This is a genomic window from Pseudalkalibacillus sp. JSM 102089 (genome assembly GCF_041366475.1).
Lineage (GTDB): Bacteria > Bacillota > Bacilli > Bacillales > Guptibacillaceae > Guptibacillus > Guptibacillus hwajinpoensis_B.
In genome coordinates this window covers 41849-55111 of sequence record NZ_JBEWYW010000009.1, presented here as the reverse complement: position 1 = coordinate 55111, position 13263 = coordinate 41849, and the positions used below count along the sequence as shown (strand labels likewise).

Annotated in this window: 14 protein-coding genes; 2 read left to right on the top strand and 12 right to left on the bottom strand. The window is 40.0% G+C overall.

The annotated features are described in order from the left end of the window. Positions 1-101: 101 nt before the first annotated feature. The 3 genes from ABVF21_RS17360 to ABVF21_RS17350 all read right to left on the bottom strand — a co-directional run bounded on the left by ABVF21_RS17360 (position 102) and on the right by ABVF21_RS17350 (position 1502). Positions 102-419, bottom strand: a complete 318-nt coding sequence (locus tag ABVF21_RS17360; RefSeq protein WP_371018676.1) for a thioredoxin family protein — start codon at positions 417-419, stop codon at positions 102-104. Positions 420-488: 69 nt separating this feature from the next. Further along, entirely contained in the window at positions 489-821 is a 333-nt protein-coding gene (locus ABVF21_RS17355; RefSeq protein ID WP_303535493.1) for a toprim domain-containing protein, read from the bottom strand. 153 nt (positions 822-974) lie between these two features. After that, positions 975-1502, bottom strand: a complete 528-nt coding sequence (locus tag ABVF21_RS17350) for a TraR/DksA C4-type zinc finger protein (protein WP_303535492.1) — start codon at positions 1500-1502, stop codon at positions 975-977. A gap of 139 nt (positions 1503-1641) precedes the next feature. Between ABVF21_RS17350 and ABVF21_RS17345 the strand changes: the two genes are divergently transcribed. Beyond that, positions 1642-2145: a peroxiredoxin family protein gene (locus ABVF21_RS17345; protein ID WP_303535490.1), complete on the top strand. Its 504-nt coding sequence runs from the start codon at positions 1642-1644 to the stop codon at positions 2143-2145. A gap of 100 nt (positions 2146-2245) precedes the next feature. Here ABVF21_RS17345 and ABVF21_RS17340 read toward each other — a convergent pair whose 3' ends face one another. The 9 genes from ABVF21_RS17340 to ABVF21_RS17300 all read right to left on the bottom strand — a co-directional run bounded on the left by ABVF21_RS17340 (position 2246) and on the right by ABVF21_RS17300 (position 11381). After that, positions 2246-2494, bottom strand: coding sequence for a YusG family protein (locus ABVF21_RS17340; protein ID WP_194218963.1), 249 nt, complete (start codon positions 2492-2494; stop codon positions 2246-2248). 163 nt (positions 2495-2657) lie between these two features. Continuing rightward, positions 2658-3047: a glycine cleavage system protein GcvH gene (gcvH, locus tag ABVF21_RS17335; protein WP_194218962.1), complete on the bottom strand. Its 390-nt coding sequence runs from the start codon at positions 3045-3047 to the stop codon at positions 2658-2660. A 101-nt stretch (positions 3048-3148) separates the two neighbouring features. After that, complete coding sequence (locus tag ABVF21_RS17330; protein WP_194218961.1) at positions 3149-3508, bottom strand: arsenate reductase family protein; 360 nt, start codon at positions 3506-3508, stop codon at positions 3149-3151. A gap of 272 nt (positions 3509-3780) precedes the next feature. Continuing rightward, positions 3781-5565: an acyl-CoA dehydrogenase family protein gene (locus ABVF21_RS17325; RefSeq protein WP_371018675.1), complete on the bottom strand. Its 1785-nt coding sequence runs from the start codon at positions 5563-5565 to the stop codon at positions 3781-3783. 30 nt (positions 5566-5595) lie between these two features. Beyond that, positions 5596-6771, bottom strand: coding sequence for an acetyl-CoA C-acetyltransferase (locus ABVF21_RS17320; RefSeq protein ID WP_303535484.1), 1176 nt, complete (start codon positions 6769-6771; stop codon positions 5596-5598). 19 nt (positions 6772-6790) lie between these two features. Continuing rightward, positions 6791-9187: a 3-hydroxyacyl-CoA dehydrogenase/enoyl-CoA hydratase family protein gene (locus tag ABVF21_RS17315; RefSeq protein WP_371018674.1), complete on the bottom strand. Its 2397-nt coding sequence runs from the start codon at positions 9185-9187 to the stop codon at positions 6791-6793. A gap of 186 nt (positions 9188-9373) precedes the next feature. Continuing rightward, positions 9374-10288 carry a proline dehydrogenase gene (locus ABVF21_RS17310; RefSeq protein ID WP_303535482.1) on the bottom strand — a complete coding sequence of 305 codons (915 nt, stop codon included), beginning with the start codon at positions 10286-10288 and terminating at the stop codon, positions 9374-9376. Positions 10289-10727: 439 nt separating this feature from the next. Then, complete coding sequence (locus tag ABVF21_RS17305) at positions 10728-11003, bottom strand: YusU family protein (protein WP_303535480.1); 276 nt, start codon at positions 11001-11003, stop codon at positions 10728-10730. 45 nt (positions 11004-11048) lie between these two features. Then, positions 11049-11381 (bottom strand): hypothetical protein, encoded by a 333-nt coding sequence (locus ABVF21_RS17300; RefSeq protein WP_194218955.1) that lies wholly within the window; start codon positions 11379-11381, stop codon positions 11049-11051. Between the two features lie 387 nt (positions 11382-11768). On the opposite strand from ABVF21_RS17300, the gene ABVF21_RS17295 reads away from it, so the two are divergent. Beyond that, the gene (locus tag ABVF21_RS17295) at positions 11769-13250 is read left to right on the top strand and encodes an FAD-dependent oxidoreductase (protein ID WP_303535478.1); all 1482 of its coding nucleotides are present in this window, start codon (positions 11769-11771) and stop codon (positions 13248-13250) included. Positions 13251-13263: the final 13 nt, after the last annotated feature.

Genomic DNA, 13263 nt, shown 5'->3' with positions numbered 1-13263 from the left:
TATTAATCTTGCTTAATTTTCAGCGAATTGCGTATTCATTCAAGCCCGTCTTGAAGCGATTTTCTAAATCCAGAAAATAACGATAAATTGGTCAAATTTCATCAAACGAATTTGTGTTCACTAAGAAATGCATCCACAGTTACGACTGATTCGAAGGCAAAAAGGGTGTTATTCCCGCCCTTCCCCCTAATAACTGTTAATGCAGGTACACTTTGTATTTTAAATGCTTCCGCTACCCAAGGAAAATAATTTAAATTACATGAGTAGATATGTGATTCAACCCCTTTAGAGCTCGAAACAATTTGTAACATTCGCTCTGCAATTTTGCACGTCTGACAAAAAGGCGTGTAAAAGAAAAAAACAGTGCCTTCCTTTTGTAAAAGTTCACTAACCATGGATTCATCGGTTATGTCTTGCATGTTTATACCCCATTCTATGTAAGAGCGAAAAGGAAGCTTCGTTAAGCTTCCTTTTCGCTCATTTCTTGATTATTGGACGGTCACTACTTTAAATTTCGCCGCCCTTAAAATCCTATTTAAATAATTTAGAGGTGTTTCTGCTACTTCACGATGAAGCATTGTAATGTAGAGATGTTCGGCATGTGGAATTTCTTGTGTAAGCTGCCGTCTTAATTTCTCTCCGGCATCATCAGCATCTACAAGAACATATACATCCTTCTCCTCAAGCTCTTCACTAAGTTCTTCTAGCCTGTCAAAACTAATCGTTCCATAAGTGCAGATAATCTCCACTTGCTCATCTAACACTCTCATTAACTGTTCCTTATCTGTCTTTCCTTCTACAATAATTACTTTATCAGTCATGGCACAACGCTCCATTTCAAGCTGTCGTATCAATTCATTTACTATAGCATATGGTAGTTGAAGCATTTCGTTTCAAGGCATATGATTTAATTTATTCATTTTGAAGTGTTAGATACAACAGCTACTCATTGAGCCAGATGAATGAAAGCTTTGTTAATCATTGCCTTGATCAGGATCGTCCTCTTCTAAATATGTTTCAGATGTTGAATTACCGTGTTCATTCTGGAGGTCATCCACTGTGCGAAGGCGATCATCGACTCTATTGCCTGACGTTTCAAATGTAGCCTCATCATCCGGTCTATTACTTTCTTTGGCCTCTTCCAATTGATCTTGTGCTTCTTTGGTGCGTATCGCATAAGGAATGGCTTCAAGACGTTCTTTATCAATTTCTTCACCAGTATCTACACAAATTCCGTAATTACCTTCTCGAATACGATCAAGTGCTGTATTTATTAAGCTTAATCGTTCTCTAGCTGCATCTTCCAGTGTAATATCTTTCTCGCGCTGATCCAATTCAGAAGCCATATCAGCGAAATGATTGTCGTACGATGTTAATTCTCCTGTTTCCTCAGATAGAGCAGCATTTTCATCTCGGTGACTTGCACCACCATCTAAAAGATCTTTCTTTTGATCTAATAATTGTTTTTTAAATTGCTGTAATTCTTGTTTCGACAAAGCCATAGTAATTCCCTCCATAGGTCATTTTCTTTTCCAGTACCTATTTTCCCTTAACCCTACTCACACTAAACCACACAATTATGTTTTATCATGCTCAACTGGTGGAAATAAATCAATAAGATTAAAGATTGGAGTGGTCATAATGGCAAAGTTAAACCTTGGACAGGAAGTACCATCCTTTTCGTTAATTAATACTGAAGGTGAACTGTTTCAATTTGAACAGCACCTTAAGGAAGACAAGCGTTGGCATATGCTCTTATTTTTCAGAGGAGAATGGTGCCCTGTATGTAATGAGCAATTAGAAGAGCTTCAAGAGCATCTAGGTGCTTTTAGAAAGTTAGACGTCCATCCAATTGCCATTGCAAAAGATAGCTTAGAATCTCTTAGAAAAATGAAAGAAAAGCATAACCTCGAGTTCCCAGTAATAAGTGACAAAGAGAATGCGGCAATTGATTCCTATGGTGTTATGATGCATCGAGAAGATGACCCCTATGAAGATCACGGTGAGCATGGAGAGCCTGCCATCTTTCTTATCGATGAGAACGGCAAATTAATGGCACAATATTTACAGTCGAGCCCATTTGGAAGACCATCAGCTGATGGTTTAATCAAAACGATTAAATATATTCGCAAAAACAAAGCATAAAAAAACCGGCCAAATGGCCGGTTTTTTATGCAGTAATAAAGTCGTTGGCGTTAGAAGAGAAGTGCTTGTCGGGCCTTAACGAGCGTATTCGCTTTTCTTATTAACACCAGCCGAGGTCGCAGTCTTCTACATACCTTCCATTTTGCTCGATTACTTGTTCGTAATGATAAATTTTGTTCTGCTCCATCTCAAATCCTTCAAGAAACTCATATTGATTTCCTTGATCTGAGAATAAGATACGGCCAATTCTTTCCTTGTCCATAAACAAGTTCATCGCTTGTTGATCAAATTTACCATATACCTTTCGAGTAACGTCGATTCTTTGCATTGGGCGAGGTGTCTCAATCATTGGTATCATCCCCTCTTTATTGTGTCATTCCGTAAAGCCATCATTGGTTCATTATATGACTGAAATTAGGAAACACATTCATTAATAAGAGTTTACGATGATGAGTGGACTTTTACGCTCATAATTCGACTAGCAATGGAGAGCTATAAAATGAATGACTGATTTATTCGTCTTCGCTTACCATTTTTTCGTATGCTTCAGCTGTCATTAGTTCTTCTACTTGAGAAGGCTCAGAAGGTTCTACAACAACCATCCATGCTTTTTCGTATGGTGAATCATTAACGAATTCAGGGCTGTCTTCTAAATCTTCATTGACAGAAAGAACTTTTCCTGAGATTGGTGCGTATAGCTCAGAAACAGTTTTTACAGATTCCACGCTACCGAAAGGCTCGTCAGATTCAATCGTGTCGCCTTCTTCTGGAAGCTCAACAAAAACGATATCTCCAAGTTCTGATTGTGCGAAGTCTGTAATACCGATGCGGATGTTTCCGTCTTCTTGTACTTGCACCCATTCGTGTTCTTCTGAGTAGCGAAAATCTTTTGGTAAGTTCATTAGTAATTCCTCCCTGAAATAATTCCTCTTAATAAAGGTTAGTAGTTAATATTATTTACAATAACTATCGTATAATAGTTATTATTAATTAAGCAACTATTTTATCGTTTCCATGTTTCCTCAAATACATCCTCTTTAAACCCAACAGTAACTTTTTCTCCGTCAGTTACGATTGGACGTTTGATTAACATCCCATCAGAAGCAAGGATTTCAAGCAATTCGTCTTGAGTCGATGTAGCGACCTTATCTTTTAATCCAAGCTCTCGATATTTCTGCCCACTCGTATTAAAGAATTTCTTAATTGGTAAGCCGCTATGATTAAGCAGGACAGCTAACTCATCTTTTGAGGGCGGATTTTCGACGATGTGTACTTCATTTACTTCAATATCGTTTTGCTCGAACCATTTCTTCGCTTTACGACATGTACCACATTTGGGATATGCATAGAATGTAATGGGCAAATCTGTTCCTCCTTAAAGACACTCAAGTGATTATAACGTTAGTTTACCACATGAGAGGAGTTGGACAAATACAGATGCACCTAAAAGTAAATTTCGTCATCTATTAACAAAATCCTTTCATTATTCCACTCACTATTTTTCCTAATTAAGAGAAAAAAATCCCCCCATTTCTGGAGGGACAATAGAGAACATGGTTTGGAAGTTAGTTTTGATCCTGCCGGTTATGACCAATTCAAATTGTTATTTTACATTAGTATAGCGATGATAGCTTATTAAACCGTAAAACGCTGTTGTCCAAGAATGCTTGCAGCGATTTCACGTTTCTTCGCAATAACATTAATTGGAGTATAACGTGATAGTTTACGAAGAGCAGATATCATCATGCGAAGTGAATCGCCTGTTTCGACGGCAACCAAAGTCTCTTTAGCATGAGCTTCAATACGGTTGAAAGCTTCCTGACAGAAAACTTGTGTTAGAAGAAGTTTATTTTGTTGCTTTTCTGCACCAGTTTTATTAATCGCTTTCTCTGTGCGAAGTACGGCTGATTCCATAGAGTAAATTTCGCTTACGATATCTGCCATGTTTGATAAAACTTCTTGTTCTTTATCAAGAGCCTTGCCATATTTTTGAACAGCTGTACCTGCAGTCATAAGCATAATCTTCTTTGCCATCTTAACGAGATGCTTTTCCTGTTCAAGTGGTGCATCACCAATTTCTTGTGGCGTTAACATCATGAGCTCTTCTTGAAGTGCAGTAGCCTTTTCAAGGAATGGAAGCTCGCCTTTCATTGTTTTACGGACAAGCGTGCCTGGAACTAGAAGGCGATTGATTTCATTCGTTCCTTCAAAAATACGATTGATACGAGAATCACGGTACATTTTCTCAACTTCATATTCAGACATAAAGCCGTATCCACCGTGAATTTGCACAGCCTCATCTACAACATAATCTAGCGCTTCTGAAGCAAACACTTTATTTAGTGAACACTCAATCGCATACTCTGCAATCGCTTCTGCGACTTTCGCTCCGTCTTTTTGTTCTTCATCCGAAAGCTTTCCTAACTTCTGCTCAAAAAGACCTCCTGTGCGGTAAGTAGAACTTTCTGTTGCGTATGTTGCTACTGCCATATTCGCCAGTTTCTCTTGTATGAGAGAGAACTTTGCAATTGGCGTGTTAAATTGCTTACGCTCTAACGCATACTTAGCGGAAAGTTCGATCGAACGCTTCATTCCACCAATTGTACCTACCGCTAGCTTATAGCGACCAACGTTCAAGATGTTAAATGCAATGATGTGCCCTTTACCTGCTTCTCCAAGTAAATTTTCTTTTGGCACGGCAACATCTTCAAGAATCAATGTTCTTGTAGAAGAGCCTTTGATTCCCATTTTCTTTTCTTCAGGACCAGTTGAAAGACCTTTGGAATCCCTCTCAACAATGAAAGCAGAGAAATGTTCGCCATCAATTTTCGCATAGACAATGAATACATCTGCGAAAGCGGAGTTCGTGATCCACTGCTTTTCACCGCTTAGAAGATAATGTGTTCCTTCAGCATTAAGCTTAGCTGTGGTTTTAGCCCCAAGAGCATCAGAACCTGAACCAGGCTCAGTCAAAGCATAAGCAGCAATTGTAGCTCCTGACGCAAGACCTGGAAGATACTTTTTCTTCTGCTCTTCGTTTCCAAAAAAGACGATAGGTAGAGAGCCGATTCCAACATGGGCGCCATAACTTAGGGAAAACGAACGAGCACGAGCGAATTTCTCAGTAATAACAGATGAACTGATTTTATCAAGGCCAAGACCGCCGTATTCTTCTGGAACGTCCGCTCCAAGAAGTCCGAGATCACCAGCTTTTTCGAGAAGCTTCCGTGAAATTTCAAATTCATGATTCTCAATTTTATCAAGTGCTGGAACGACTTCCTTTACTACAAAGTCTTCCGTCGTTTTCCCCATCATGACATGCTCATCTGAAAAATCCTCCGGTGTGAAAATATCTTCTGCCTTTTGATCCTCAATCAAGAAGCTTGCACCTTTAACCGTTTTGTTCATTGTATTAGACATGCTTGTTTTCCTCCCTTGTTTTCGTTGCCTTTAAAGAATTTCAAACACTCCGGCAGCGCCCATTCCTCCGCCAATACACATCGTCACAACACCAAATTGTTCTCCGCGGCGTTTCATCTCATGAATTAAGCTTAAGGTTAACTTCGTCCCTGTACATCCAAGTGGATGACCAAGTGCAATTGCTCCACCATTTACATTCACTTTGTCTTCATCAAGTCCAAGCTTTCTAATGACGCGAAGAGATTGCGATGCAAAAGCTTCATTTAATTCGAATAACCCAATATCAGATAGCTCAAGTCCAGCGAGTCGAAGAGCTTTAGGAATCGCTTCAATCGGTCCGACTCCCATTATTTCGGGTGCTACACCAGCAACAGCAAATGATCTGAACTTAGCCATAGGCGCTAAGCCTTCACTTTCAGCTTTTTCTCGATCCATGACGAGAACACTTGCTGCTCCGTCACTTGTTTGTGATGAATTTCCGGCGGTAACAGAGCCTCTAACATTAAATACTGGACGTAACTTACCGAGAACATCAAGTGACGTATCTGCCCGAACACCTTCATCTTGTGAGAAAAGGACTTTCTTTTCCTGTAATTTGTTTTTCTCATCAATCCATCTTTTCGTCACTTCGATCGGAACAATTTCATCCTGAAACTTCCCATCTTTGATTGCCTGAGCTGCACGCTGATGACTCCTTAGCGCAAAAGCATCCTGATCTGCTCTGCTAATCTCAAAGCGACGTGCGACTTCTTCCGCTGTGTGTCCCATTCCCATAATATATTCAGGTTTTTCTTCTACAAGAGTAGGGTTGGGCTTTATCACATGACCGCCCATCGGCACAAGGCTCATAGATTCCACTCCACCAGCCAATATGGCACCAGATTGGCCAAGCATTATGCGTTCTGAAGCATAAGCGATACTCTGTAAACCTGAAGAACAATATCGGTTGATTGTAATGGCTGGAACCGTCTCAGCAAGACCTGCTCTAGCTCCAATCATTCTAGCTACATTCAGTCCTTGTTCTGCTTCAGGAATAGCGCACCCCATAATCACATCATCTATTGCACCATCATAACCGCCGGCACGCTTTAACGTTTCCTTAACGGTAAGTGCTCCAAGATCATCTGGACGCATATTGGCAAGCGTTCCACGATTTGCTTTTCCAACAGGTGTTCTAGCACCGGATACAATAACTGCTTCTTTCATCAAACTTCCCTCCTCCATACTAGTTGCGCAGCGGTTTTCCTTTAAGTAACATATGCTGCATTCTTGCTTGCGTTTTTGGCTCTCCTAGCAGGCTGAGGAACGCTTCACGCTCAAGATCCAGAAGATACTGCTCATCGACTAATGTTCCTTCTTTTACTTTTCCGCCTGCAATGACGTGAGCAAGTTTGGTCGCAATTGTTAAATCGTGATCGGAAAGGTAACCGCTCCATTTCATCGTTTTCGCTCCCATTAGCATTGCAGCATAACCTGCTTCTCCAGCAACTGGGATCTTTTTAGCAACAGGTGGCTGATAGCCTTTTTCAGCAAGGAAGAGTACTTTTTCTTTTGCATCATGAAGAACGTGATCCGCGTTAGCACTAATACCATCTTGAGGTCGAATGAATCCTCGTTCCATTGCTTCATGTGCTGATGTTGAAACTTTCGCCATCGCAATCGTTTCAAAAACGTTGGCGGCAATATCAGTTAAGTTAACATTAACTCCTGGAGGCGTTTGCTCTAGCTGACGCATATAAAGTTCTTTATTTCCGCCTCCACCCGGAATCAAGCCAACACCTACTTCTACGAGGCCCATATATGTTTCTGAAGAAGCTTGAATGGAAGCTGCTGGCATACACACTTCTGCCCCACCACCAAGCGTCATCTGAAACGGCGCTGCTACGACTGGTTTTTGAGAGTAGCGAATACGTGCCATGGACTGTTGGAACTTCCTTGCAACCATTTCGATTTCAAAAAAATTATCATCTTGAGCTTCCATTAACATATACGCGACGTTGGCACCAACACAGAAGTTTTTGCCCTGGTTTCCAATCACGAGTCCTTCGAAGTTTTTCTCCGTTTCATCAACGGCTTCATTAATCATCTGGAGAATATCCATTCCAATTGCATTGTTTGGGGAATGGAATTCAAGTCCTGCAACCCCATCTCCAAGATCAAGAAGCGTTGCCCCGGTATTTTTCTTAATCACGCGATTTTGCGCTTTTAATCCTTTAAGGTGGATAACTTTCTTACTTTCCTCCACTACTCTTTGCTCACCATTATGGTAGAAAGATTGAGTGGCACCTTCCTGCTTATAGAAAGACGTTTGCCCTGAGGCAAGCATTTGATCAACCCATTCAGGAATCGTTTCGCCTTCTTCCTTCATTCGAGCCACTGATTTCTCAACTCCAAGAGCATCCCACGTTTCAAAAGGACCCATTTCCCATCCAAAGCCCCATTTCATGGCACGATCGACGGCGTCGATATCATCAGCAATTTCGTAGGTTTTCTTAGCAGAATAAAGCAAAACAGGCTTCATGATGTTCCAAATTAATTCACCTGCGCGGTCATTCGCATAAGCAAGCGCTTTCAGTTTATCCGCTTTTGACTTCGCTTGTTTACTTGCCTCAACAGAAGCTGTTTTTAATTTCTGTCGTGGTTCATATTCAAGCGTAGATGGATTTAACTCTAGAATTTCGCTTCCTTTTGCCCCTTTTTGTTTTATGAAAAAGCCCTGACCTGCCTTTGCTCCAATCCAGCCTTTTTCTTTCATCTGTTGCATAAATTTAGGAATCCGGAAAACTTCTTTCTCATCACCTTCAACCTGTTCAAAAACGTTGTTCGCTACGTGAATAAACGTATCAAGTCCAACTACATCAAGTGTTCGAAACGTTGCACTTTTTGGACGGCCGATTGCTGGGCCAGTTACAGAATCTACTTCTCCAACTGAAAAGCCGCGATTCATCATTTCTCTAACTGTGACAAGCAGGCCATACGTTCCAATTCGATTGGCAATGAAGTTTGGCGTGTCTTTCGTTTCTACGACACCTTTGCCGAGAATATCTTCACCAAATGTTTTCATATAAGAAAGGACGTCTGGATCCGTGTCTTTCGTTGGAATCACTTCAAGAAGCTTTAAATATCTTGGTGGGTTAAAAAAGTGCGTACCAAGGAAGTGCTTCCTAAAATCTTCTGATCTACCTTCAGCCATTGCTTCTACGGAAATACCGGAAGTATTGGAACTAACAATGGTTCCAGGTCGTCTATATTCATCTACTTTTTCATATACTTTTTTCTTGATCTCCAGGTTTTCGACAACAACTTCAATAATCCAGTCAACTTCTTGCAAGCGCTCCATATCGTCTTCCATATTTCCTGCTTCAATTAATTGAATGTGATCTTTCTTAGAAAGCGGTGCCGGTTTTTGTTTCTTAAGTTTCTCAATCGCTTCAGCCGCAAGTCTATTTCTGACAGAACGGTCAGCGAGTGTAAGCCCTTTGGCTTTTTCCTTTTCATTCGGTTCCTTTGGTGAAATATCCAATAGCAAACTTGGAATTCCTACATTCGCCAGGTGGGCGGCAATGCCTGATCCCATTACTCCTGCTCCTAATACAGCTACTTTATGAATGCTACGTGTCATAGCGAACCTCCCCTGTTGAATGAATGCTCATTCATTTTTTATTCAAAAAAAAGAGCGAGATCATTTCCTCTGTCTATACTATAAAATATATTCTGAAATTTAGCAATATATCACACGGATTTCTTTGACGAAATTTTATAAATTTAAACAAAGCTTATTTTAAAGCGGACATTCGTCCGCTTTTCACTATTTCATTATCCCTTTAAGGACGAAAGCTACGTTTGCAGGCCTCTCAGCAAGTCTTCTCATAAAATATCCATACCAGTCTTTTCCATAGGGTACGTAGACACGCATTTTGAAACCTTCTTTAAGGAGCTCATCTTGTTTATCTACACAAATACCATATAGCATTTGAAATTCAAATTGAGAACGCGGGATATTGTATTCTTCTACGAGCTTCTTTGTGTATTCAATGATGCGATCATCATGGGTAGCAATGGCTGTGTAATTTCCATTCAATAAGTGCATTTTAATGATTTTTTTGAAATTCTCGTCGACATCCTTTTTATCCGGAAATGCGACTTTTGGTGACTCTTTATAAGCACCTTTAACAAGTCTAAGATTTGGAGATAAATCGTTCAGCTTTTCTACATCTTCAGCTACACGGTATAAGTAGGCTTGAAGAACTGTACCAATGTTCGTATACTCCCTCTTTAAGTTAGTAAAAATCTGTATTGTTTTTCCGCACCTCTCGAAATCTTCCATATCAATCGTTACAAAGACATTGTGCTGATCAGCAGCTTCAAGAATTCGGCGCATATTTTTCATCGTCAGATCGTAATCAATGTCTAACCCCATTGATGTGAGTTTAAGAGAAAGCTGAGAATCAAGATTTTCTGCTGCAATTCGCTCAATTGCTTCAATACAGTGGTTTGTCATTTCGTCAGCTTCAGCGGCGTTATCTACAAACTCACCAAGATGATCGATTGTAACAGAAAGTCCCTTTTCATTTAGTTTCTTAATAGCATTTACAGAGCTATTAAGAGACGCACCGGCTACAAACCGGCTAGCTCCAAAGCGCATACCATACCGTTTCGCTACTTTTGTAGCTACTTTATTCTTCCCCATGTATAAAAAGAAATTACGCATTACTTGTTCCATCATAACCCCTCCATGTAAACGCATACAAAACGCACAAAAAAATATATATTGGAGAAAACCGGCATATAGTATCAAATACCGCCATATTTCGCCTTTAATGCTATTCTACCATGATATGCTGTCGTTTAGTCTATTTTTGATAGATTTTCTCTGTAATAAATTTTGTTAAATATTTACTTGAATTAGTATTCTATACCCCGCTCTTCACGAAAAAAACTGGAATTTAAAATAGTATATTTAAATGTTACAAAATCGGATACTTCTCTTCTCATCTATTTTCACAACCTTTTTTCTTAACAACCATCTCATTTCTCAATGGATAAGCTTCTGAAATGATACTAAATTCTATATTAGCTTAAATGGTCGATTCTCGAATAAGCTATAATCAAAAACACTTGTTAATGTAGGCAAAAAAAAAGAAACCAGGGAAGTCCTGGTTTCACTTATCTGATTCTTTCTGGCTATCCTGTTGGGCTTTACGATGCTCTTCGTTCATAGTTTTGATTTCGGTCACTAGCTCTTTCATGGCATCCTTCGCATCAGGATACGTTTGATTCCAATGTTTCGCAAGAGGTGGCATCGTTTTTGAAAGATGCGTGTACATCGCCCATAGCTTCACTTTTTCCTTCAGCTCAGGGCTCGTATCTCCAAGGAGTAGCTCGGTGTATTTATCCATCAATCCATCGACTTGTTCCTGAAGTGTTTCAAGACTCATTTCATTCACTCCAATCACTAGCAGAATATCCTGATTATAGCATAATTAATGGGATACTCGACCATTCACCTGAACTTCTCTTAACCTTCCATAATCAATGCGTTCTTGATTTTCTTTAATTGCCTTTATCAACTCTTCTATAAGTACCTTTTCATCCGTCACAATAAAGAAACGGCATGATATCATCGCGAAGTCGCCAAAAAATGCTCTGCAACCAGCATATCGTTTTGCATCACGGACTGGCTGATAAGGAAAAATAAAATTTCCACTTTGTTCAAATGCAGGATCAAGAGGATGTTCTTCAAGTTTCTTAATCAGCTCTCGAATCGTCAACTCTCGTCCATGCTCATTTGTACCTATTTCGATAATTTCAAGCAAGGTTGATTCCCCCTTCTTTACAAGATTCGAAAGCAAACTGCTCTGATAGAGGGCCGAAATTGGAATGCACTCATTTCATGCGCTTTGATCCGAATTAATAGGCTAATATACATGCATTATCTAACATAGCCAAAAAAAAAAGAGTCAGAATAAATTCTGACTCTAAAATGGGTCACAAAGAGTGAGTATATACAGAGGGGGGGACCTGACCTCACTCTTTAATTTATCTTATGTTTCTTTTAACTTTATGGCTGGACAAGTACCCCGGTACAAACATGGAAATTTATCATTTATTAAGCTACTTCTCGACACACTCATACATGATTTGCACCATCATACCTATTATAATAGATGGTATCAAGCTCTGACCATCTTGGAGGGATCATTATGGATATTGTGGTTATTGGCGGTGGCATTGGCGGACTGACTGCTGGAGCATTACTGACGAAAGAAGGCTACAACGTAACAATACTTGAAGCATCGAATGAATGGGGTGGATCAGCAGGAAAATTTAAGCGAGGTAATTTTCTCTTCCCTGTTGGAGCGACAATGGGGATGGGGTTCGAAGAAGGTGGATTACACTATCGCATTTTCCAAGAACTCGGTTTAACCTTCCCTGTTTTTTCGCTCGATGAAATTATGAGAATATACGATGGCAATCGCGTCATGCCTTACTATACAGATCGAAATCGACATTTATCAGAATGCGCTACCCAGTTTCCAGAACACTCCAAACAAATTGTTTCTTTCTATCGAGAAATATGGAAAATTGGAGCCGAAGTACGTAAGTTAATTGGACCTCTCCCTGTTGTACCTCCAGTCACCCTATCAGAATGGAAAGGGCTTCTCCTATCTCTCAAACCAGGAACTCCCGGACTGGTTCCCTACCTTCGGAAAACAATGGGAGATCTTCTAAAAAAACATCATCTTAATGATGCACTAGACTTTCAACATTTTATTGATGGCCAATTAATTGATAGCATGCAAACAACTAGTGAAGAGTGCTCAGCACTTATGGGTGCTCTTGCTCTCGATATTTATCACGAAGGGGCATATTACTCTGAAGGTGGATTGTATCGCATCGCTGAAACACTACAGCAATATATTGAACAGAACGGTGGGCGAACTTACCTGAGAAAGCAAATTCAATCGATTCGGCGTGAAAACAATCGTTGGGTAGCTGTCGATCAAAAAGGGGAGAGTTGGAGAGCTGATCACCTTATTAATAACTTACCTGTACAGGGCTTTGTTCCACTTCTTCCAGAACCACTTCAAGAACAACTCCCCACTAAGTTAAGAAAACGAAGTCAAATGACTCAGTGGGGAGCTTTTACGATGTATCTTGCTTTAGATGAAAAAATCATCCCTGAATATACGTCCCTCTTTAGTCAAGTCTTTTCGGATAATGGAAAAATGACCGAAGGAAATCATCTCTTCTTGTCACTTTCAAAATCCAATGATCTCTTTCGTGGGCCAGAGGGCTTTCGCACATTAACAGTCAGTACACATACAGAGCTTCACCATTGGGATACGAAAGAGAAATACGATCAATATAAAAAGGAGCTAACTGAGAAAATGCTCACAGGTATTGAAAGAGTGATACCTAATGTAAGAAGTGGAATCGAATTGCAAATGACAGGTGCACCACGAGCATGGGAAAGATTTACGAAAAGACCTAAAGGCATGGTTGGAGGTTTCCCACAAACGAATGAATATAGCTTGTTCAACAGTCTTTCTCACCGTACTGGTCTCAAGGGATTATGGCTTTGTGGCGACAGCGTTTTCCCTGGAGCAGGTACTATTGGGGTATCTACTAGTGGATATCATGTCTATCGCTCTATCACTAAAGAAATGGTGAAAATAAAATAAGTCATTTTAGAAT